Source organism: Psychrobacillus sp. NPDC096426 (assembly GCF_044762745.1).
GTDB lineage: Bacteria > Bacillota > Bacilli > Bacillales_A > Planococcaceae > Psychrobacillus.
On sequence record NZ_JBIWEX010000015.1, the window covers coordinates 62,472 to 85,581 of the forward strand.

The following is a 23,110-nucleotide window of genomic DNA, read 5'->3' on the forward strand; positions in this document are numbered from 1 at the left end:
GTGTAGAAATGAAAGAAACTCATGTCTTTCTCCAAGTGCTATAGACGAGAACTAAAGCGCTTATTTTAAATCTGATCCATATTACCAACTCGATTTTTTTACGCCGGGTAATTGTCCTTTATGTGCCAATTCTCTAAAAGCAATTCTGGACATATTGAATTTGCGCATATAGCCTCTTGGTCTTCCAGTCACTTCACAACGATTTTTCAATCGAGTTGGCGACGAGTTTTTGGGAAGCTTGGCGAGCGCTGCATAATCTCCATTTTCTTTTAGTTCCTTACGGAGTTCTGCATAGCGAATGACCAGTTCTCGCTGTTTTGTGTCTTTGACCACTTTCGATTTTTTTGCCATTGTAATACCTCCTGTAATGCCTATTTCTTATTTTGCTTCTCTATGAAGAGTTAATTTGCGTAGACGCGGGCAATATTTCTTTAGTTCAATACGTTCCGGATTGGTACGTTTGTTCTTCGTTGTAATATAATTGCGATCGCCCGTCTCCGTACAAGCCAATGTAATATTTACTCTCATGATTTCTGCTCCTCCTTGTAGTTTTTTTCACAAGCCTCTACAATGTATCAGCTATAAATCCTTAGCTGACATTAAAAACGCCACTATCGTAAATAGTAATTATTACGATTTATAGGATATATGAATTAAATCATAACATCATAAAAAAGTAAAGAAAATTTAATTACCTAGTACATATTACATTTCAAATAGCCCACTACCATTCTTTGGCCTCTACATAATGTATGCATGAGTATCAAAAATTGTAGGAGGTACGAAAATGGCATATGGAAATGACAACCTTCCGGAAAAGAAAAGTGATCAGTTCATCGAAACATCTGACTTTGGTTTTAAACCACTATGGAACTTGGTGCATCAAATGGATTCTTTTTTCAATCAATTCTTTAATCACTTGGACTCTAACCTGCTCCCTAATTCCTTGCAAGTGGACACATATGAAACCGAATCAGATGTGATTGTTGAAGTGGCATTACCAGGTTGCAATCGTAACCAGATTCAATTGGAGATTATCGGCAACCGGTTAAGAATTGGGATTGAGGACTCCATTCAAGAGGAAATTAAATATGAAACACATACTGGGAGAAAACAATTTTATTCACGACGAGAGCAAATTGTCTCCCTTCCGTATACAATTCCTGAAAAAGACACTTTAGTCACTTTTCAACATGAAGTATTACGAATCTCATTTCCAAGGGGAGATGGGGAGCGGAGATATTTGGAGATCAGTGAATAGGAAAAAGCCTACAACGGCAACGGCTTCACACAGAGGTTACCATATAGTCCACTGAAAAAGTCCAATCTTTAAAATTAAGCGTTCAATATCTCGATTGAATCGAGATACTGAACGCTTTTTAATTTTGTAGTTTATAACAGAACTTTCCGCACGCAGCGTTCGTTTAAGATCAACACAATAGTTGATTAGATATGTATAAAAAAATTAAGTTACATATCGTATTTTTCTCGCTTTTTTGTTACATACTAAAAGTAATAGGAGTGAGAAGGATGAAAAAAGATAAGTTTTTAAATATGGAAACAGCTGAAGCAAACATTGAGTTGAATGAAATAATGAATGAGGACAATAAATTTACTTTCAAAAAAGGGGCTAGCTCTGCAACTGAGGCGAATATTGCAATCCAAGAAGAGTTCTATGCTAAAAATAACCAGGAGGAAGTACTGCCAACATACATCAACAATGACACCCCAGCAATTAAAATCTCTGGTAAAGATAAATAGCCAATTATCAGCAATATTTTGAAAATGCGAGTTCAAACCATTATCAGCTTTTTGAGATATCGGGCAATGAAGACTGGTATAAGTCCGAGCTTGCATCAAAGGAGCAGGTTGGCAAGTACAGGAATTTATGCAAAATATCCTGCCTTCCAGATGACCAATTTGAGAAAATACTTAAAAGCGTACAATTATATAAAAAGTCGCCCAACCTCTGATTTCACAGAATGTGGAGCAACTTTTTTATGCCCCAAAAAATTAACGTGAGGGTCTAGGTTCTAAACAATTAGCACATTTTTTCTGATTGCTATCTTTAAATTTTGTTAACGTTTTTTCAAAAAGATTTCCGCAAGAACATTTAAACTGAAGTTTTTGCGAGTACCCTGCATATTCTTTTGAAAGCAATGTACATTCTGAATTCTTACTAACGTAATCTCTTATTTGATCTATATTCCATTTTTTATTCATATCGACACCTCCGATGGCGTTATTATTTAAGTATAGGAAGAAGCATTAAATACTTTCCGTTCATTAGATTCATGAATTCCAAATCTACCTCAATGTGTTATTATACCACCACTTTAAGAATCCTTATACAATTTTCCACAGAAATATTGCTTAATGAAATTATTTCTGCTATACTAGATTACTATCAACAAATATATTTTGACATCCATACTATTGATTATTATATTAGTCGACATTAATGGGTGCCAAACCCGCAAGAGTTCTTTAGGAACAAAGAATTCTTTAGAAAAAAAGCATTATCTCCTTGGAGATAGTGCTTTTTTTATTTCGTAATAGTGTTTGTTCCCTGTGTCAGAAACAAACATTAAATTCATATCATTCACGTTTGTTCGAATTAACATGAATGTTTCTAACACAGGGTATATGTTTAAGATGATTTCTTTTCCAAAACTGCTTGTTTTCTTCCAGTTTTAGCACACCATCACGTATGCCAAGATCATCATATAAATTTTTCTAGTTCAGCTTTTGACATATTGTCTTTTTTCACTTGGTCTAATAGCTTCATTTGATTATCGACGGTAAGGAATGGAACTAAGTTAGAAGCTTGCAGGATAAATCCAATTTCCTTCAATCTGATTTTTGAACGTTTTTTTTCGTTAAAATCAGAGAGATTTTGTTGATTAATAATCAATATCTCCACTAGAAGGATTTTGTAACTCCCCGCAATCGTTAAAAATGTACTTTTTCCAGACCCAGACGGTCCAGTGACTGCAATGAGTTCCACTTTATCCGCAGTAAAGTTTGTTTCTTTAAGTGCATCTACCTGTTTATGTCCTGAACCAAATGTTTTTTTCACTTTCTTTAATTCCAATATCGCCATCCTATTATCCTCCTATCGGTTTTAGCGGATCAATTCTCACAATGGTTAATACAGAGAATACTGCTCCCAGAATAGCTACAACGGTTGGAAGACGTGTTGGAAGGAAGCAAGAATACAATATAAAAAGGTTATTGAGCTACCTTGCTATAATTTAAAAATCTTTCTATGCTACTTATAAATAAGTCGAGCTTTTTTATTTTTATAGTAAATAAACATTTCGCAACCAATTGTACAAGAATTTTATCACTTTCTAAACAACACAAAAAATCACCTCCAACTAGTAAGTTGGGGTGAATTTTTGTGTTGTTTTTACTAGCAACTCGATTCGACTTGATCAAAATTAGAAAGTAATAACTCCCAAGACAATTGCCGCTATAATCATGACAAAACATGATCCTAATGCCCATTTAATTATAAACTTTTGATGATCTCCAAATTCCACACCAGCCATACCAACAAGTAAGTATGCAGAAGCCATTAACGGACTCATCGCATGAACTGGTTGACCTAGTAAAGACGCACGTGCAATCTCTACTGGATCTACACCATAAGCTGCCGCGGTTTCAGCTAAGATCGGCAACACTCCGAAATAGTAAGGATCATTTGCCATAAAATAAGTAAACGGAATACTTGTTACAGCTGTAATGACAGCAAAACTCGAGCCTAAAGATTCTGGAATTATGGAAACTAAGCTATTCGCCATTGCATCAACCATTTCTGTTCCAGATAATATTCCTGTAAAAATACCGGAAGCAAAAACTAACCCAACAACCGCAAGTACATTTCCTGCATGATTAGTGATTCTTTCTTTCTGATGATCTAAATTTGGATAGTTAATCATAAGCGCAATAACAAAGGCAATCATAAATAAAGTAGATAACGGTAATACAGACATAACTAAACAAATAATCAGTGTAACAGTTAAAGCAAGATTGACCCATAACAATTTTGGTCGCTTATAGTCTGCCACTGTAGAAGTTGCAGCTAGCTCACTTAAAGCAAGCATCTCTTCTTTTGAATATTGAATCTTGGCAACTCCCAATCTTTTGCGCTCTTTTTTCCCAAGAATAAACGCAGTAAATAAGTTCCATAAAAGACCTGCAACCATAACAGGGATAAGCGGTGTAAACACATCTGCTACATCAAGCTGCAGTGCAGCTACTGCTCTCGCTGTTGGTCCACCCCAAGGTGTCATGTTCATAACACCAAATGAAAGCATTGCAACACATGTTAATATAAGCGGATTCATTCCAATGCGTTTATAAAGTGGGAGCATTGCAGATACGGTAATCATATAAGTTGTCGTTCCATCACCATCAAGTGCTACTAGCATCGAAAGGATAGCTGTACCTAAAACAATTTTTAATGGATCTCCCTTAACAAATGCTAAAATTTTTGAAACAAGCGGATCAAATAAGCCAGCATCGATCATAATACCAAAATAAAGTATAGCAAACATTAACATGACACCAGTCGGTGCAACTTGCTTTATACCATTTAGCATCATTTCTCCAATGCCTGGTCCAAATCCTCCTAGTAACGCGAACAAAATTGGTATCGCAACTAACGCAACCATCGCGGACATTCGTTTTGTGATAATTAAAAACATAAATACGGCAATCATTGAAAAACCTAAAAACGCTAACATACTATTTCCCCCCATACTTCTTTTCCCCATTGTCCTTCATCAAATATGACAAATAGTTTTACAATTTAGATATTAAATATAAATATAGAATAGCAGCTTCCTTATGTAAACGTTTACAAAATATTGTTATTTAAATACTTTATAGCTATTTCGTACATTTAGTTCATAATCTTATAATTTGTTAGCCTACGTCGAAAAACGCTTGGAAACTCCAAGCGTTTTTCAACTTAATTCTACTATGAAGATTAACAACTCTATTATGGAGTACGAATGATCTATAATGCCTTTACCGACTCCTCAAGAACATCCTGTCTACCAAACAGATACCTCAAAAAAATCGGCACGATGAACAAGATGAAAAAAACGCGAAATAACTGATAGGCGGCAACCATTGATACATCTGCCTGGACCGTATGTGCCGTAACACCCATTTCTGGTAAACCACCTGGAGCTATACATAAAAATGCAGTTGTCATTGTAATCGGATAGATCATATGTAAGCCGTAAGCTAAAACGAGAGCAAAACCGACAATCAATAATCCAGAAATAAACGAAAATGGCAGTAGTTTTTTCCAATTTTTCAACATATTAATGTTGATTCCAAGACCTAAATAAACACCTAAGCATAGTTGCGCAAGTACGATAAAAATGGGAGGTAGTTGAGGTGTTTCAAAGCCACTTACAGTTAAAATAGCTGATGAAAGTAATGGCCCTATAATCCACGGAGTTGGACATTTGAAGCGAACTGCACATGCAGTGATAAATAGAACAATCGCAAGAACTGTAATAACCTGAAAAAAGCTACCGTATTCAGTTTGTGTTACTAGATCGATTGTAGGTTTACTTGGTTGTGTACCACCACTTGAAAATGCATGAATCGATAGTGTTGGTACAATGAAAATAACGGTTAACATTCTAATTGTTTGCATGAATGTAACAACTGTTGAATCCGCTCCCTTGATCTCTTCGCTCAATACAACCATTTGGGATAACCCACCTGGTGTCGTACCCATAACAGCACTTGGAATATTAATACCAGTTAACTTGGAAACAAAAAAAGCAATTGCCAGTCCAAAAACTACCATGAGAATAGTAATAATAGCCATCGATGGCAACTGGTCTACAATCTGACTCGCACTAGCAATCGTAAACGATAAACCCATACTATAGCCTAATAACATTTGACCACCGTTTCTAAAACTTACCGGCCAATATAAATCCCGTTTTGTTAGTAGCTTCCAAATCAAAATAGCCGTTAATGGCCCTAACATCCATGACAATGGTAAATTTAATAGGTTGAATAAAAAACCACCTAATAGGCCACATAGTAAAGTTTCTACAAATGGAAGTTGGCTTTGTTTTCTTATATTTATTAACTTTGTAATAGGTGTAAAAATCATGATGCCCTCCCATACTTACTACTCATCTACATACGAACAAAACGAGGCTGCCCGTGGTCGTGTTAACATGCTCAACCAGTAAACGATACGGTGGAAGTGTTGTTAACACATATTCTAAAGCAACCTCGTAATAATAAAACAGCTTCGATCCGAGTAGTTGTGATTGATGTATAATTTTGCTAATATCGTACAGCTATTACAATAAGAAGTAAATATTACGAAATATTCGTTCATAAAATTCATTTAAACTATTTTGTTTATTCTGTTCAAGATATATTAGTCTTCATCATCAACCTTCATTAAGGCCTCATACATCTTCCCCTGCTCTTCTAAAAATTTAGAAGTTTCACTACTATTCTTATAAAAATCTTTCCACATAAACTCCTGTAGCGTTTGTTGCCATTTATCTGTTCGCACCATTTTTTCAATCGTTCTATCCCAAAAATGAATTTCATCCTTCGTCATATTAGGCGGTCCCATAATCCCGCGCCAATGTTCAAAAACTAAGTCAATTCCTTCTTCTGACCATGTAGGGATTTCAGGAAGTTCTTTTAGTCTTTCATCAGATGAGATTACGAGTAGTTTTACTTGATTCAAATCATAATATTTTTTAGCCTCAGCTAACGTCATAGTTGCAACATCTATTTGCTTTTTTAATAGTGCCTCCACTACTTGGGCACTGCTTTCATATGTAAAAAAGTCAAGTTCTTTTGGTTGTAATCCAGCTTGTTTGCTCGCTAATACAAAAGAGAGCTGATCGTCATTCCCTAATCTTGGAGAAACGCCAATTTTATAATCACGGGGAGTTTCTTTCAAATTTTTCATTAAGCTTTTTGCACTATTGATGCTTGAATCTTTCGATACGATAACAACTTCCCACTCTGTAGCCAAAATAGCGATTGGTGTAAAATCTTTATAGGTTATCTTACTTTGACCTAATAAATGATTAGTAATGAGCAAGCTGGAATTGATGGCTAATACATGATCCTTTTGCTGCTTTGTATATTTCCAAGCTAACTCTCCACCAGCCCCAATTTTATTCAGTACACGAATATCCCCGTCAATTAGTTTTTCACTCATTAAAACGTCTTGTATCGCTCGTGCAGTTAAGTCCCATCCTCCACCAATAGAGCTTGGGGCAATAATCGTTATTTCCTCTGGATTCACTTCCTGATTCTCTTCCGGTGAACACCCGGTTAAAAGCATAACCAAAAGTGTGAAACCTACCATTATTTTTTTCCTCATTGTTCATCCCTCGTTAACTTAATCAAATACACCTCACATGCCGGCATTCATCTCACCACTTATAGCAGTAGAATACTTCTGCCGAATGTTCGTTGCATCTTGCTTGTTATTCTATCAAGTAATATTTCCGCTGAGGTCTTCCTACAATTCCATATTCATGTTTAGCTGTGCAGACATCTATCGAAACAAGATACTCTAAATATCTTCTAGCAGTCGTTCGAGATACCCCCATCTCTTCACTCATTTCATCGATGGAGACGCCTCTAAGCTCTTCCACCACTTCTTGCACTTTCTTTAAAGTATGGCGATCAACACCTGTAGGGAGATCATTTTGCAATATGGTAGATTGATTAGTGATTCCAAAGAATCGATCAATCAATTTTTGATCCATCTCCTCACTAAAACTAAGTAATTCTTTCTTTCTTTTATAATCTTCTATTGTTTCTACAAATTTCTTCATCGTTACTGGCTTTAATAGATAGTTGGATACACCATATCTGACAGCTTTCTCAAGCATTGTTCTTTCCGTTGCAGCAGTCACCATAATAATATCAATGGTCGGAAAACGCTCTCTGATTTTCGATAATAAATCAGTACCAAGTTCATCAGGCAAATAGATGTCTAGTAAAAGTAGATCCACTTCATTTTCACTTAAAAGTTCCATTGTTTCTTTCGCATTTAGCGCCTTCCCGACCAGTTTTACATCCGTTATTTTCTGCAAAAACTGCTCTTGAACTTGTGCAATTCGAAAATCGTCCTCTGCTATTACAACCTTAATCACTTTATTCCACTCCTTACTCTATCTATCTCAAAACCTTTTTTGGAAGGTAGACTGTAAAAATAGACCTTCCATTGCGTTCATTACTCACTTCAATGGTTCCGCCTAATGATTCTACAATGCGCTTCACATTGTATAGGCCATACCCCCTATTTTCGCCCTTAGAAGAGTATCCCATCGTAAACAAAGACTCTAACAAGTCATCTGAAATTCCTTTTCCGTTGTCTGTTACTTCTATGATAATATCGTTTCCTAGTCCCGTAATGGAAAAATTCACTCTTTTCTCTTTCTGATGTGCAACTGCATCCAGTGCATTATCGATAAGATTCCCTATAATGGTAACGATATCTGCTACCTCAATATGACTTGGTAAAGGATCTACGTAACTGCCTGCATCAATTACAAGGGTAATTTTCTTTTCTGATGCTTTTCCAAGTTTACCTAACAAAATAGCTTGGACATTTGCATCATGGATTTGATTAAATAATATCTGGTTTTGCTGTTGATGAGTGATAGACTCTTTTTGAATAAATTCTAATGCATCCTGATACCGTTCTAATTGTAATAATCCTGATAACAAATATAATTTATTGGCGTACTCATGTGTTTGCGCACGAAGTCCCTCTGAATAATCACGCACTTCTGTTATCGTATTCATAAGCTTTTTTAATTCCGTTTTATCGCGGAAACTAGAAACGACTCCTACAACATTTCCATTTTCAATAATCGGAATTAAATTGAAGATGAACATTTTTTCATTAATCAAGACCTCCACGTTATGAGCAGTCTTTCCTGTTTGTAACACATCATCGATTTTAATATCTTGCAGGACATGTCCAATATGCTGACCTATAAAATCTTCTTCATTAAGATTCAACATGGACTTTGCGGAATGATTGATTAAAGTTAATAATCCATTCTCATCAATAGCGATAATTCCTTCTTTGACGGATAAAAGAATTGCACTTCTTTCCCTATACAAGGAAGCAATTTCATGTGGTTCCAGTCCTAGCGTGTCTTTTCTAATGCTTTTTGTGAGAAAAATACCACCAATGATTCCCAATAGTAAAACAATTGATGATGCAATAATAATGATTTTAATTCGTTCATATATACTCTGATAAATATCCTTTTCCAAAAACTCGACGGATACTGTTCCTATCACCTGTGTATATTCACCAAAATCCGCAATAATAGGGACTTTCCCAACTAAAACGGAACCTTGCTCCCGTTCCACTTCAAAATTGTTAGAACCCCCAAAAATTAACGCGTGATAACTTGTGTCGTCTAAACTCTTTTGACCGACCAGGCTTGGATTTACGTGTGAATAAATGATTTCCTCGCGACTTTCGATGATAATATTTGACGCATTTACCTGATCTTTTACTTGCTCAGCAATTGGTCTGAAGTGAGTTTCTATATCTTTTTTTTCAATAGCATCCCTAAGTTCAGGCATGAGAGAAATCGACTTAGCCGATTGTAAAGCTAATTGTTTCACTTGATTCCTTGTATCAACCGATTGCATATATGCAAATATGCTTGCGAGAAGAATAATGATTAAAAGAATTAACGAACTAATTAACCCTAATATTTTTGTTTGTAATGGAATATTTTTTAAATTATTCATTATCATAACTCTTTTCTTAAAATACTATCTTTCTAATCATAGCATTTCGTCAAACGAATTTACATCTTCGCAAGCACCTTCCTCTTCACTACAAAGGATGACGGAGGAGAAATGAAGAACACCTGATTTTTATAGACACCAAAAAACCTTCTAATCAAAATTGATAATCCGTTCACTTGAATGGTACAAAACACAAATTAAACACACAAATGGACTGTTAATTGTATGCTAATTAACAGTCCACTTTTTATTAATATATAGAGGGAATACGTTTACTTCTTATCAATATGAAAATTACATAATTAAATAACATTAGACCTTCGAATGAGGCGGAATTTTCAAAGAATTGCCACCATTAATGTAATCATTTAGAAAGGGGTGTTATTTTGATAAAAGGTCTATATGAAGCACATTTGCCAGGAAAATCGCTTGGCATGATGAAGACACTGCTTTCCTTTGGATTGAAGAAGGTAAAAGCTGGTTGGGTTTGGGGGAAGGAAATGAGTATCAAACTCCATATCACCCTTCTTTACGACACATTGCTTTTCAGGTTTCACATGAAGATTTAAAAGAGTCTTTAAAATGGTTAGATTCTATTAAAGTTGAGGGAGTGCCATTTGGTGGTAGAAAATCTATTGAGCCATTTATTCTACCACATCAAGGCAATGCTTCAGTTTATTTCAATGACCCAGATGGTAACAGTTTAGAATTGATGTGTTATGTTGAAGTTCCAAATAATCTAAAACATATTACAGAAAAGTTGCCCTTTGAAGATTGGGAGAAATTAGCTGTAAATAAATTAAAATGATAGAATGCATAATTTTTTTCTTATTTCTTCATTTACACTTAATACTACTTCTCCTGTGTTTAAGCCTACCTATCATTAAAATGCATGTAAAATTAGGCCGATTGTAGAGTAAATAATTACCGTAAAGTAAATAACAATCATGTGCACTAAGGAGAATATAAACATTTTATTTGACCAGTCTTTCATATCCATTTTGCGAGAGCCAAATAAACTTAACCCCAACCAAGATAGACCCAAAACAAGTGAAACCAAAGTTAGACCTAAACTTAACGGTAAAAATAAAAAGCTAGATAGCACCAATAAAATTAAATAGAAATTAGTTTGGATATACGTACGTTTTCGGTCTTTTACAACGGGGAGCATCGGAATTTTTGCTGCAGCATAATCTTCTTTCTTACGAATAGCAATAGCATAAAAGTGGGGCATTTGCCATATTACCATTATTAAAAATAATGCCCAACACGCTGGATGCCAAATATCTGGACCGACTGCTGCCCAACCGATTAAAGGAGGCATTGCACCTGAAATACTTCCAACTTCCGTATTCCATATGGTATAACGTTTTGTCCACATTGTATAAGGGACTACGTAGAAAAATACCCCTAAAAACCCAAGAAAAGATGCTAACGGAGAGGCTAAATACAATAAAATTAATCCGATCACTAATAATAAAATTGCAACTAATAAAACTTTCTTAATCGATATGGCGCCTGTAACAGTCGGTCGAACTTTTGTACGGGCCATGATGGCATCAATATCGCGATCGTAAATGTTATTGAACGAACCAGCCGCTGCAATAACAGCTGCTGTTCCTAAAAATGCAAAAACTATATTCCAAATATTATCTGCAAAACTGTATTGATATGTAAATAAAGCCAGCATTAATCCTGCGACCATTGGAATTAGATTTGACTTGATAATTCCTGTTTTAACTACTTGAGCCCATAACGTCTTTTGTGATTGCTTTTTCATTATATTTTATAGCTCCTTATTTATACTCGAACTAATATAACCTAATTGATTAGCAAAATTGCTAAAATTGAAATTACTGAGTGGTTTAATGGAAAAAAGAAGACCAGCAACGACTAGCTGATCTTCTTTTTCTAATTATAGGATAAAGCTTACAATTACTGCCGATAAAACGCTTACTAAAGTTGCACCGTATAAAAGTTTCAAGCCCATTCGTGCTACAACGTTTCCTTGTTTTTCATGAAGACCTTTTACAGCACCTGAAATGATTCCAATAGAAGAGAAATTGGCAAATGAAACAAGGAAAACGGAAATAATTCCGATTGATCGTTCACTTAAGCCTGACGCTAAATCATTTAAGGAAAGCATTGCTACAAATTCGTTTGTAACTAGTTTGGTAGCCATAATACCGCCTGCTGTTACTGATTCTGAAACAGGAATACCCATTAAAATCGCAAATGGAGCAAAGACATATCCAATAATTTCTTGGAACGAGATGCCAAATATCATATCAAATAAGGTATTGACTCCTGCCATTAGTGCAACAAATCCAATTAACATCGCCGCAACTATGATTGCAACCTTGAATCCATCCATAATATATTCGCCTAGCATTTCAAAGAAGCTTTGTTTTTCTTCTTGCACAACAAGGAGATCTTCTTCTTCGGATACAGTGTAAGGATTAATGATGGAAGCAATGATAAATCCTCCAAATAAATTAACCACGATCGCAGTTACGACATATCTCGGTTCAATCATCGTCATATAAGCTCCGACAATAGACATCGATACAGTAGACATCGCTGACGCACTTAGTGTATATAGACGTTGAGGGGATAATTGTCCAAGCTGTTTTTTCACGGTTATAAATACTTCAGATTGCCCAACAATAGCGGATGCTACTCCGTTGTAAGATTCCAATTTACCCATGCCGTTTACTTTACTGATTACCCAGCCCAACCATTTCATAATGAAAGGTAGAACTTTAATATGCTGCAGAATTCCGATTAGTGCTGAAATGAATACGATTGGAAGTAAAGCAGTTAAGAAGAAAGTAGCTTGTCCTTCATTCACAAGGCCACCAAATACAAAATTGATTCCTTCATTAGCGAATTCTAGTAATTTTGCAAACCCAGCTGCAATTCCCTCAATAAGAATCAATCCAAATTTAGTATTCAGTAATAAAAAAGTTAAAATTACCTGAATAATGATCATCTGGATAATTGGTCTAATTTTTATTTTTTTACGATTGTTACTTGCAACCCATGCAAGACCCAGCACAACAATTAAGCCTATGATTGAGATTAAATAATTCATGTAAATTTTATGCCTCCACAAAGTTGTAATTTTAGAAGATTGGACGTCTGACCATCCAACTTACTTAGTATACATTCTTAACTCAGTTTGTCCAAATACTATTTTTTACATGTTACCCATCTTGATAAAAGAATATTATATTTTATGTAAGCGGTTCACCAAATTGTAACACTTTGACCGAATTCATTTGAATTCTAGACATTTGCACGAACGGGATGACACAACCAAAAAGCCACGATTACCGAATCATCTTCGGTAATCGTGGCTTTTAAATTTCTTATGTCATAGTTTTTAGGAATTGACAGGAACTGCTTTGCCTTATTTTCCTTCCCTACGTTCTTTATTTTAGCTGTTTTCTTTGTTCTTCACAAAATAATAAGCAGTAATCCATGTCGTAATCGGAATAACTAGTGTTACTCCAATTCCAGCACAAAGGATGGTAATCATTTCTGCACTAAAAATTTTTGAATTGACAACTTCCCCAACAGAATACGCTAAATCTTTAAACCATATAAGTAATGCTAAGTAACCTCCAAAGAACGCAAAAAACAACGTATTCGCACTTGTTCCTAATATATCTCTGCCAATAGTTAAACCAGAGAGAAACAGATCTTTTCGACTAATGTTCGGTTGGTGAAAATGGATTTCCCGCATAGGAGATGAAACCGCTATGGCCGTATCCGTAATAGCACCTATCGTACTCATAATAATCACAGATACTGTAATTTTAATAAAATCCACTTCTATTAATAAGGAATACATTCCAATTTCCCCTATCTCTTCTTCCCCAAACCCTTGAATCATGGCCTTGTTAGTGATGAATATAATAAATAACAATAAAATAACAATGCAGATAATCGTTGAAAAAAATGCTGTTTTTGTTTTGCTATTCACTCCATTAATATAGAAAAGATTGATGCAACTAATCACTACACATGCAATTAATGTTAAAATTACTGGATCAATATTCGGGTCGTTCATCAAAATGACAGTTACAATGATGATACCAAAGTTGAAAAATAAAGCGAAAAAAGATCGTACTCCTTTTCTTCCGCCAATAAGGGTCATCAATAGGAATAATATCCCCGCCAATAGCACTAATACATTCATAGTTTTGCCCTCTTTCTATTCACGAAAAATATTGTCGTATAGAGACCAATCGGAATGGTTAACACGATTCCTATCCCCCCAGCTAACGCTCGAGCCAATTCCAGCGAAAGCGTGAGAGAAATCGTATAACCAAATGGAGCTGCATTCTTAAAATACAGAATAAGCGTGGGAATCGAACCACTTACATAGGCAAAAAACAAAATATTGGTCATGGTTCCCATAATATCTTTCCCGATTTCCATCCCTGATTTTATAAGTGCTTTTACGGATATTTGGTTATTTTTCTCGTACAACCCGAAAATCGATGAAGACATTGTAATAGCTACATCCATCACGGCTCCTAAAGAGCCTAGGAATAATCCTGCCATAAATACCATTCGATAAGGTCGGGTGATAAATTGCATTTCCTCATATCGAAGTCCCTTTTCGCCCGTTACTAATAGAACGAGGTACGTAATTAAGAGTGAAATAAAAGTTCCTAGTAGGGTCGCTATAATAGCTGCATATGTTTTCTCATTTAAACCGTTAGCAAGTAACAAAGAAATGACCGTAAATAAAATAACACTTATCCCACAAATCCATAACAGACTTTGATCAGAATTGTGGAGATAGATATCTAATGCATAGGATAAAAGCACGGCATTAAATATTAAACTAATGAAAGAAAACAGCCCCTGCTTTTTCCCTACAATCAGTAATACAAAAATAAATACCCATGTAATCAACAACAAATATTTATCACGTTTGACATCCAGAATTGTCCCAGTTAATTCCGCATATTCTTTCATATTTTGATCGATTTTTATAAATAATTCATTTCCAATTTGAAACTCATGATCATTGGCTTTAGATTGTGAGTATTCATTTGTCAAATGAATCTCCTTCCCTTTATCTTTTCCATTGATCAATTGTGCAATTAAATGTTGTGTATATAATGTATCTTCATTACCATTTATATCAATTACTTTCGTTACATCTTCTATATTTGTCTTTATAACCTTGGCTATTGGTCTCTCATATAAGGAATGGTTATTAAAAACAAAAATAACTGAACCTATAAAACAACATAGGAGTATGGTGAGAAAGATTTTATGTTTGGAGCTCATCTTTTTATATATACTTCCAACCAAATTCATTCATAGACCTCCGATAAAATAATGTATCTAGATTATAACTTTATTATATCTATAGAAGAAATCAATTTGAAATTTCAGATGAATTGATTGTGCTATATTAGTTTAAAAAAGACAGGACTGCCTCGATGAAGAGAAAGCCCTATTTTTATTTCTATATGTTAAAAGCTTTTGACTCCTCTAAAATTATCCGCAAGCGTCATTGGTGCCTCTAGGTCGACTAGGAATAGCACAACGGTTGTATCCTTTGTCATTTGGATTGTTGTTAACTCTTCCACAGAACCTGAAATTGCATCGCCTTTATGAAGGCTTTTCCCACGTGCGCTAAATTCGCCGCCCATCACATATAACCAAGGTGTATAACCATCGAAACATATGTATTTATAAACTGACACAGGACGGATGAATCATTAAACATCCAAAAAGCCACGATTACCGAATCATCTTCGGTAATCGTGGCTTTGAATTTTTTTCTTAGGAATTAACAGGAACTGCTTTGTCTTGTTTTCCTTCTTTACGTTCTTTAGCTTCTTCAGCAGCAGCTGTAAACAATACGTCAGAAGATGAATTCAGTGCAGTTTCACAAGAATCTTGCACAACCCCGATGATAAAACCAACACCAACCACTTGTATGGCAACATCAGCTGGAACACCAAATAAACTACATGCTAGTGGGATAAGTAATAGTGATCCGCCTGCAACACCTGATGCACCTGCAGCAGAAATTGCTGCAATAACCGTAAGCAAAAGTGCGGTCATAAAATCAACTTCAATACCGAGCGTGTTTACTGTTGCAAGTGTTAGGACAGCAATAGTAACGGCTGCGCCAGCCATATTAATAGTTGCACCTAGTGGAATGGACACTGCATAAGTATCCTCATCTAAGCCAAGTTTTTCACATAATTTCATATTTACTGGAATATTTGCAGCAGAACTACGTGTAAAGAATGCCGTAATACCACTTTCTCTTAAAACCATTAAAACAAGTGGATATGGATTTTTTCGCGTATAGATAAATACTAGTAACGGATGTACGACAAATGCGATAAACAACATACACCCAACTAAAATTAATATTAATCTACCGTATTCAAGTAAAGCAGATAAACCACTTGTTACAATTGCATCAAATACAAGCCCCATAATACCGAGCGGTGCTAAATTGATCACCCATTGTACTACTTTGGTGATGGCATCTGAAAAACTACCTAACATTTCTTTCGTATTTTTACTGGCATTTTTTAGTGCAAGCCCAAGTACGATTGCCCACATTAATATACCTAAATAGTTAGCATTTATTAATGCATCAATTGGATTGGCAACTATGTTAAATAATAATGATTGGATAACTTCTAAAATACCCTCAGGTGGTGAAAGATCTTCTGCGCCTGTTTTGAGTGTTAATGTAACTGGGAACATAAAGCTTGCAACAACAGCGACAACCCCTGCTAAGAATGTACCAAGAGCATAAAGAACAAGAATCGATTTCATATTCGTTTTCTTACCACTTTTATGACCGGCAATGGCATGCATCACTAAAAATAATACTAATATTGGTGCAACTGCCTTTAATGCACCGACAAATAAGGAACCTAAAATAGTTACCCCACTTGCGGCATTAGGAACGGTTAAAGCTAAGATAGCACCGACAACAATACCAATGATAATCCTTTTTACTAGGCTCATTTGATTCCATTTAATTAATAAATTTTTCATCATACTATCCCCCAACATTATCTAATAACTTACTTGATAAAACAGCCACTTCTCCCCGTTAAAATAATATGTACTTATTTTATCATTAAATAGACTGATATTTTATCTTAACACAAGCCTTTAGAATTTTAAATTGTTTTTTTATGTTATTTTTTAGGATTTATTTTTAATTTTTTCCTGTTTTAGCCATAATTTTGAGTGTTTCTTACAGAGCATCATGAAAACAATAATAAGGCCACGATTACTGAATTATCTTCAAATGATGTAGAACAAGGCGGAGAAACTTCTTTCCCTAAACTGAATTTTTCAGATCACCCAAAAAAGGTATGGTAGTTTATTTCGAGTATTTCAGATGCTTGAAAAAGCCAAAATAGAAACGTAGAGTAAAATCTGAGTACAAAAAAAAACCATTTGATGTTAGCGCATCAAATGATCCAAATTCCAAATATAATAGTAGATTACCTTCAAGGGGATTGGCTATTGAGGTTAGTAACCCATCTGAGCTTTATGGTTAAATGATAGAATTGATACAATCAATGCTGTGTACGCTACTGCAAACATAAAGCTTCGAATACTGTCACCGGCACCACCGCATTTCATGTACAACACCTCTCAATATCCATTTATGTTGGTTTATCGCAAACTCTTCCTACGTTCAAAACAATGTTGAATAAACTCTTTTAACACCTTCATTTTTTCCTTTGTATCTATTACTTCTAAAGGAATACATACTTCATTGTTTTTCAATTTGAACTTTCTTAGCTCGGTAATATCAAAAGCTAGCTTCGCCTCAATATGCTGTTGAAGTTGTTCACCTAAATCGGTCTTCTTATCTCCAGGCGCAACATGAAGTATTAAACATTGATAATTTTTATTTCCATGTAATGTTGCAAACTTGGGCTGAATACCGAGAAAGGTAAAAGGCTTGTAACCTATTATTAAATTCTTTTCAGCAATCGTACATCTTACTTGAAAACTCATTAAGTATTGATGTAATTCATTAAATGCTAATAAATTATTCATCTTTCATCTCTCCCAGATTATATTTCTCCATAAGCTGCTTTGCTTGTTCAATCCCTGCTTCTGTTAAATAAACAGATTTTGATTTTATGCCACCACGTAAATAATCCAGTTCCTTCAGCTGATCAAGCGCTTCAAATGAATGGCCTTTCCAGCTTCTTTGTATTGTTTCCGGAAAATCTTCTTCCTTCCATGATGTTAAATAAAGTAGAAGTAATGTTAGCTCTTCTATTTCTTTTTTCATTATTATTTTGCACACCTTTCCTTTTAGTTTTCCCTATGGTCAGAAACAAACATGAATGTTTCTCACAGGGTAGTTTCTTTGTCCTCGACGTTTGCTCCTAATAGAACTATATACCCCATTTTTTTCTTAATTACCTAAGCCTACCTATAATCAAAATGTTTACGGAACAAAATACTTAGCAAGTCAATTCGCTCCCCATTGTTCATCGCTTTAAAATCCTTAAATATTTCATCAGCAGACAATCTGGGTTCTTCAGTTACATTAGCAAAATACTTATCTAGCACATTTTTCGGTGCTCTTTCACCATAATGTTCTCTGGAAAAGATATTTAACAGCTTAATTTTTTCTTCGTCCTCCATATTATTCATTGTTTGTAAAACTTTCTTAACTCCTTTTTCGAGAGTATCCTCGTCGTCTCCATACATAGCCTCATAGTTTAATTTAGTTATTTCCTCAATAGTGTGTATCTTCTTCCAAAATGCTTTTCAGATAAAGCCATTAATAACTTTATGCGTTCTCCATTTTCCATTTTTTCCATAGCCGTTAATAACTGCTCAGCAGTCATTTTATTATCCGTCAAGGTAGTCGCTTCTTCAGTATTAGCATCCATTAAATTCATGCCACCACCCGTCAACCATTTATGACTCTCTACTAGTTCTATAAACTCATCAAGAAATGTATCCATATCAATCTCAGTAATAGATTCATTGTCCTCATGAACAACAAAAAACTCTACATTGATTCCCATTTTTTTAGGTTCCGTCATGCGACACCATCCTAGCAACATATTTTTTCACTATTTCCTCTTAAATGTGTAATCTGAGTCAGAAACAAGCGTAAACTAAGAATAACATGTGAGTACAATAAAAAAAGACCATTTGATGTTTGCGCATCAAATGATCCAATATATAGGTTCCCTTTAAGGGGATTGGCTATTTAGTAGATAATAACCCATCTGAACTATACCAGATTCGAGTTGTAGACTTTACGAAACTTATAGTAACTAGAAATTTTCCAAGGAATAAGATAGCCACATGCAGCGATGAAGAAGAGCAGCATCCGAGAATCCGAATCCATATCAATGATTCCACGAATGGTCCATCGTATGGCGAAAATTAATACAAACAAAATGACGAAGGCTAAGCTTTTCTTTACATAGATCATTCTATCCTCCCGTCTTTCATAGCCGGTCGTAAGGATTAAAGGGATGGAGAGAACACATCCTAACAGCAACGCGACAGCAACTTCGAGTGATGTTACCTCTGCATTCGGGTTCATGATTAGTGCCGATCCTGGTGTTAACAAAAATAGCGTTATAATTATTCGAGTTCCTTTGCCTCTAATAGGTTTGAACATGGAGACAACTTGACGATAAAAAATTAGGGCAGCAACAAGGATAATTATGATAAAAATGGGATTATAGTTCATTAACAAACCACCTTTCGAGTTATTTGACTATCTCACTCTTTTAAAGAGCCAAACAGGAAAAATATATAGACTTCAGACCTATAAATATATCAAATTATTCATTCTCCCTTTTCTCACTAATCCTTTGAGTCGTCTTTGTAGTCAGATTGCAGTTGTTAGATCAAAAAGACATTATTAGGTGGATGACAGGCACTGTTCTAAAAATTCTTCGAAATATTGTCTAGGCAGAGATTGATGATCCTTTTGTAATTGGCTTTTTACTACTGCGACGAGTTCTAGTTTTGGAACTATGAAAATATATTGCCCAAATAAACCACTAGCATAGTAATAATCAATGGGATTGTCGGACGCAGAATTCTCATATATCCATAGTTGATATCCATAACCAAAAGTACCATGTGATAAGGTTTCAACATGTTTATTAGGTGATTTTGATTGAGATATCCACCCTGATGAAATCAATTGTTTTGAAAAATAATTCCCCTTGTTTAGAAGCAGTATTCCAATTTTCATCATATCTTCCAAGCTCATTGAGATGCTAAACCCTCCACCTTGAATACCTTGAGGGTCATTTACCCAAATATATTTTTTAATTCCTAATGGACCAAATAGATATTTTTCAGCAAATGCAGCTGTTGAAATTCCTGAAACTTGTTTTATTATGGAGCTTAGCAAATGGGAATTTCCAGAATTGTACTGAAAGGTTGAACCAGGTTTATGTAACATAGGTTGCTCTAAAATAAATTTAACCCAATTTTTTGACCCTTGGAAATTTCCCGCTTCTACCCCTGAGGTCATTGTAAGCAAATGAAATATGGTTATTTCTCTTTTCATAGATTCCTTTGATTCAAGTAATTCTGGAAAAAAGTTAAAAATTGGATAATTGACATCTTTAATTAAACCTTTATCAATTAGGATTCCAATTAAGATAGAAACAATGCTCTTTGTAATTGAATAAACCTTAGTAGGCTTTTCTCGAATCTTCTTATTCTTCATGTATTCAAATACCCGTTCATTCCTCTGATTTATAATAAATCCTTCAATTTTTACACTTTTAAGTTTCTTTTCTAAATTATTTAAAGTAATGATATCCAAAACTTACCCCCCTTGTAAAAAGTAGCACCTTCTACATATTCGGTATAAAGTATTGTTTTCCTCCTTCTGCCATGCTCTCAAACTCTTGTAAATAAAGCAGCTCTGATTTTAATAAGCCAAAGAACTCGATGACTGCATTATCTAGACAGTTGCCCTTACGGGACATAGTTTGTGCTATCCTATTTGACTGGTTATCACTATTGAATTTTTTCCAACAGCAATAATTTAGAAACAACTTTATAGTAAAATGAAAAAATAGATGCTTTTTGGAGGATATGTAAAATGAATACTGTAAAGAAAACCATATTAATAGTAGAAGATGAGGAATCCATATACGATATATTATCTTATTCTTTACGGAAAGAAGGATTTAGTGTTTATGGCGCTTCTACCGGGAAGAAAGCTTTAGAATATCTTCAAGGAATAGAAATAGACCTAGTTATCTTAGACTTAATGCTGCCTGATACAACAGGCTTTGAGTTATGCAAAGATATTACATCTACTAGTAATTTACCAATCCTAATGCTAACTGCTCGTAATGATATTGTAGATAAAGTTTTGGGACTAGAACTCGGAGCTGAAGATTATATGACCAAGCCATTTGATGTAAGAGAAGTCATTGCAAGGGTAAAAGTATTACTAAGGCGAAATTCATCACAAACTCCCTATCACTCTATAAAAGTAAATGAATCAATTCATATTGATCCTCGTGCATACGCTGTCTTCCAAGACGATGAGGTGGTCGTGCTAAAGCCTAAAGAATATGAGTTACTATTATTATTAGCTCAACATAAAAATCGTGTATTTTCACGAGAAGAGATCCTCGATATCGTTTGGGAGATGGATTATGAAGGAGGACTTCGGACGGTCGATGTTCATGTACAGAGAATCCGGAAGAAACTTGATCCCTCCATTATTGAGACTGTTTTTGGAATCGGATATAAAATGAAGGGAAACTAAACGATGAAATGGACCATTCGTAAAAAATTCTTTGTAGGCTTTTTCTTTTTGTTTTCTGTGGCTGCATTTCTATTTAACTTCGTATTGGCAAATATGCTAGAAAAGCATACGACAACTAACTTAGAATCAAATGTTACCACGTTACAATTTGCAACGAAACAATATATGAAACAATTTAATCAATTACATAAACAAGACGGAAGCTTTTTTACAGAAGATAGTTACACCATTGCAAATGAGCTTAGTAAAATCAATGACCAAAGTGTGGCTCTATATGATGCAGTTGGGCAATTTTTATATGAAGCTGCCCCCATCGACCAACCGTTACTCATTGAACATCAACGTTATCAAACGAATGTAGAAAATGACAGTAGTGAAGAATTAAAACAAGCATTTCAAAATAAATCTGCCTACACTATTCAACCTGTTGAAAATGGTACACTTCTTTATTTTGCTTATCCGCTTTATATCGACGATACCTTTTATGGTGTCATTCGATTTACCGCTGATTATACAGATGTTTTTCAGCATAACGAACGATTATTAAGAAGCTTTACTCTACTTACCATCTTTTTATTTTTAGGAGTCTTTATCATTTCTTTATTAATAACAAACCAGCTCACTAAACCACTTCATAACTTAACAAATGCGACCAAAAGAATGGCTCAAGGTGACTATCAGCCCATTCCTGCCATCCATCGAACGGATGAAATGGGCGATCTTGCGAAGCATTTTAAGCTGATGCAACATGAAATTCAGCAGCATATCCAGACAATTGAACTGGAAAAAGAGAAGGTCATGTTATTAGAAGAAAAGCGTCGAAACTATTTTAATAATGTCACCCATGAATTAAAAACCCCCCTTACGACAATATCAGGCTATGCACAAATTATTGGGGAAAAGGATTTTGATGATGCTACCTTTCTTAGCAAAGCGGCTCAAAAAATAAGAAGTGAAAGTGATCGTTTAAATGAAATGGTCAACCAATTACTAACATTATCAAAATATCAATCGGAGACTCCAAATAAACGAACGGAGGTATTCGATATATATCCGCTTGTGCAGGCGATTGCTGAGGACATGCAGATGAAAGCAACACAGAATGATAGTAACATTGTGGTAAGTGGAGAGCCATTTGTTGTGGAAGGCAATCAAAATGAAATGAAACAACTCTTTATCAATTTGATCAATAATGCTATTCAGCATGGTAAACCAGGTCACGATATTGACATCGAGGTACGTGGTCAAATCCTATTAAAAAATGCATGCTCCCCTATCCCTCCAACTATTTTGGGACATATCTTCGAACCTTTTGTCCACCAGAAAAAAGAAGGTAGTACGGGTTTAGGCTTATTTATTTGTGCCAATATAGTCGAACGTCATAAAGGAACCATTAGGTTTGAAGAAAAATTGGGACAGGCAGTTGTAACAGTCACCATTCCTCGTTGGCAACATTCTGGCAACAAGTCATACATAATTTGAAACAACATTTCCTTATGCTATTTATGC

The 23,110-nt window shown here is 35.0% G+C and carries 25 protein-coding genes and 2 pseudogenes; 6 read left to right on the forward strand and 21 right to left on the reverse strand.

Annotation, left to right across the window (positions count from 1 at the left end):
- Positions 1-81: 81 nt before the first annotated feature.
- Positions 82-351: a 30S ribosomal protein S14 gene (gene rpsN / locus ACIQYS_RS13600; protein ID WP_402980818.1), complete on the reverse strand. Its 270-nt coding sequence runs from the start codon at positions 349-351 to the stop codon at positions 82-84.
- Positions 352-378: 27 nt separating this feature from the next.
- Complete coding sequence (rpmG, locus tag ACIQYS_RS13605; protein WP_402980821.1) at positions 379-528, reverse strand: 50S ribosomal protein L33; 150 nt, start codon at positions 526-528, stop codon at positions 379-381.
- 259 nt (positions 529-787) lie between these two features.
- On the opposite strand from rpmG, the gene ACIQYS_RS13610 reads away from it, so the two are divergent.
- Both ACIQYS_RS13610 and ACIQYS_RS13615 read left to right on the forward strand, forming a co-directional pair.
- Positions 788-1,261, forward strand: coding sequence for an Hsp20/alpha crystallin family protein (locus tag ACIQYS_RS13610; RefSeq protein WP_402980825.1), 474 nt, complete (start codon positions 788-790; stop codon positions 1,259-1,261).
- Between the two features lie 269 nt (positions 1,262-1,530).
- A complete protein-coding gene (locus ACIQYS_RS13615) occupies positions 1,531-1,761 on the forward strand; it encodes a hypothetical protein (RefSeq protein ID WP_402980829.1) in 231 nt (76 codons plus the stop codon).
- Positions 1,762-2,013: 252 nt separating this feature from the next.
- On the opposite strand, the gene ACIQYS_RS13620 is transcribed toward ACIQYS_RS13615, so the two are convergent.
- The 7 genes from ACIQYS_RS13620 to ACIQYS_RS13650 form a co-directional block, all read right to left on the reverse strand.
- Complete coding sequence (locus ACIQYS_RS13620) at positions 2,014-2,223, reverse strand: hypothetical protein (protein WP_402980832.1); 210 nt, start codon at positions 2,221-2,223, stop codon at positions 2,014-2,016.
- 499 nt (positions 2,224-2,722) lie between these two features.
- The gene (locus ACIQYS_RS13625; protein WP_402980835.1) at positions 2,723-3,103 is read right to left on the reverse strand and encodes an ATP-binding cassette domain-containing protein; all 381 of its coding nucleotides are present in this window, start codon (positions 3,101-3,103) and stop codon (positions 2,723-2,725) included.
- 340 nt (positions 3,104-3,443) lie between these two features.
- Positions 3,444-4,751, reverse strand: coding sequence for a CitMHS family transporter (locus tag ACIQYS_RS13630; protein ID WP_402980838.1), 1,308 nt, complete (start codon positions 4,749-4,751; stop codon positions 3,444-3,446).
- 275 nt (positions 4,752-5,026) lie between these two features.
- Complete coding sequence (locus tag ACIQYS_RS13635) at positions 5,027-6,151, reverse strand: AbrB family transcriptional regulator (RefSeq protein ID WP_402980841.1); 1,125 nt, start codon at positions 6,149-6,151, stop codon at positions 5,027-5,029.
- Between the two features lie 276 nt (positions 6,152-6,427).
- A complete protein-coding gene (locus tag ACIQYS_RS13640; protein WP_402980844.1) occupies positions 6,428-7,396 on the reverse strand; it encodes a tripartite tricarboxylate transporter substrate binding protein in 969 nt (322 codons plus the stop codon).
- Between the two features lie 106 nt (positions 7,397-7,502).
- Positions 7,503-8,177: a response regulator gene (locus ACIQYS_RS13645; RefSeq protein ID WP_402980847.1), complete on the reverse strand. Its 675-nt coding sequence runs from the start codon at positions 8,175-8,177 to the stop codon at positions 7,503-7,505.
- Between the two features lie 22 nt (positions 8,178-8,199).
- Positions 8,200-9,801, reverse strand: a complete 1,602-nt coding sequence (locus ACIQYS_RS13650) for an ATP-binding protein (RefSeq protein ID WP_402980850.1) — start codon at positions 9,799-9,801, stop codon at positions 8,200-8,202.
- A gap of 386 nt (positions 9,802-10,187) precedes the next feature.
- On the opposite strand from ACIQYS_RS13650, the pseudogene ACIQYS_RS13655 reads away from it, so the two are divergent.
- A pseudogene (locus tag ACIQYS_RS13655) lies at positions 10,188-10,609 on the forward strand (VOC family protein).
- Between the two features lie 75 nt (positions 10,610-10,684).
- Here the strand turns inward: ACIQYS_RS13655 and cyoE are convergent.
- From cyoE to sstT, 6 genes are all read right to left on the reverse strand, one after another.
- Positions 10,685-11,581, reverse strand: a complete 897-nt coding sequence (gene cyoE, locus ACIQYS_RS13660) for a heme o synthase (RefSeq protein WP_402980853.1) — start codon at positions 11,579-11,581, stop codon at positions 10,685-10,687.
- A gap of 135 nt (positions 11,582-11,716) precedes the next feature.
- Positions 11,717-12,895 carry a NupC/NupG family nucleoside CNT transporter gene (locus tag ACIQYS_RS13665; protein WP_402980856.1) on the reverse strand — a complete coding sequence of 393 codons (1,179 nt, stop codon included), beginning with the start codon at positions 12,893-12,895 and terminating at the stop codon, positions 11,717-11,719.
- 345 nt (positions 12,896-13,240) lie between these two features.
- Positions 13,241-14,005 carry a YibE/F family protein gene (locus ACIQYS_RS13670; protein WP_402980859.1) on the reverse strand — a complete coding sequence of 255 codons (765 nt, stop codon included), beginning with the start codon at positions 14,003-14,005 and terminating at the stop codon, positions 13,241-13,243.
- Positions 14,002-15,141: a YibE/F family protein gene (locus tag ACIQYS_RS13675; protein WP_402980862.1), complete on the reverse strand. Its 1,140-nt coding sequence runs from the start codon at positions 15,139-15,141 to the stop codon at positions 14,002-14,004. Before ACIQYS_RS13675 ends, ACIQYS_RS13670 begins: the two co-directional genes overlap by 4 nt.
- Positions 15,142-15,299: 158 nt before the next feature.
- Complete coding sequence (locus ACIQYS_RS13680; RefSeq protein ID WP_402980865.1) at positions 15,300-15,533, reverse strand: pirin family protein; 234 nt, start codon at positions 15,531-15,533, stop codon at positions 15,300-15,302.
- A 79-nt stretch (positions 15,534-15,612) separates the two neighbouring features.
- Positions 15,613-16,854, reverse strand: coding sequence for a serine/threonine transporter SstT (gene sstT, locus ACIQYS_RS13685; protein WP_402980868.1), 1,242 nt, complete (start codon positions 16,852-16,854; stop codon positions 15,613-15,615).
- A 255-nt stretch (positions 16,855-17,109) separates the two neighbouring features.
- Between sstT and ACIQYS_RS13690 the strand changes: the two are divergent.
- Positions 17,110-17,204: pseudogene (locus ACIQYS_RS13690) on the forward strand (2OG-Fe(II) oxygenase); the annotation flags it as partial.
- A 283-nt stretch (positions 17,205-17,487) separates the two neighbouring features.
- Here the strand turns inward: ACIQYS_RS13690 and ACIQYS_RS13695 are convergent.
- From ACIQYS_RS13695 to ACIQYS_RS13720, 6 genes are all read right to left on the reverse strand, one after another.
- Positions 17,488-17,877: a hypothetical protein gene (locus tag ACIQYS_RS13695; protein ID WP_402980871.1), complete on the reverse strand. Its 390-nt coding sequence runs from the start codon at positions 17,875-17,877 to the stop codon at positions 17,488-17,490.
- Positions 17,870-18,118, reverse strand: a complete 249-nt coding sequence (locus ACIQYS_RS13700; RefSeq protein ID WP_402980874.1) for a DUF6429 family protein — start codon at positions 18,116-18,118, stop codon at positions 17,870-17,872. The genes ACIQYS_RS13695 and ACIQYS_RS13700 overlap by 8 nt, the downstream gene beginning before the upstream one ends.
- Positions 18,119-18,258: 140 nt before the next feature.
- A complete protein-coding gene (locus ACIQYS_RS13705) occupies positions 18,259-18,543 on the reverse strand; it encodes a hypothetical protein (RefSeq protein ID WP_402980877.1) in 285 nt (94 codons plus the stop codon).
- Between the two features lie 20 nt (positions 18,544-18,563).
- Positions 18,564-18,884: a hypothetical protein gene (locus tag ACIQYS_RS13710; RefSeq protein ID WP_402980880.1), complete on the reverse strand. Its 321-nt coding sequence runs from the start codon at positions 18,882-18,884 to the stop codon at positions 18,564-18,566.
- Between the two features lie 194 nt (positions 18,885-19,078).
- A complete protein-coding gene (locus ACIQYS_RS13715; protein WP_402980883.1) occupies positions 19,079-19,546 on the reverse strand; it encodes a CcdC protein domain-containing protein in 468 nt (155 codons plus the stop codon).
- Positions 19,547-19,720: 174 nt separating this feature from the next.
- Positions 19,721-20,641: a serine hydrolase domain-containing protein gene (locus tag ACIQYS_RS13720; RefSeq protein ID WP_402980886.1), complete on the reverse strand. Its 921-nt coding sequence runs from the start codon at positions 20,639-20,641 to the stop codon at positions 19,721-19,723.
- 282 nt (positions 20,642-20,923) lie between these two features.
- On the opposite strand from ACIQYS_RS13720, the gene ACIQYS_RS13725 reads away from it, so the two are divergent.
- Both ACIQYS_RS13725 and ACIQYS_RS13730 read left to right on the forward strand, forming a co-directional pair.
- Positions 20,924-21,601, forward strand: coding sequence for a response regulator transcription factor (locus ACIQYS_RS13725; protein ID WP_402980889.1), 678 nt, complete (start codon positions 20,924-20,926; stop codon positions 21,599-21,601).
- A 3-nt stretch (positions 21,602-21,604) separates the two neighbouring features.
- Positions 21,605-23,083 (forward strand): sensor histidine kinase, encoded by a 1,479-nt coding sequence (locus ACIQYS_RS13730; RefSeq protein WP_402980892.1) that lies wholly within the window; start codon positions 21,605-21,607, stop codon positions 23,081-23,083.
- Positions 23,084-23,110 lie beyond the last annotated feature (27 nt).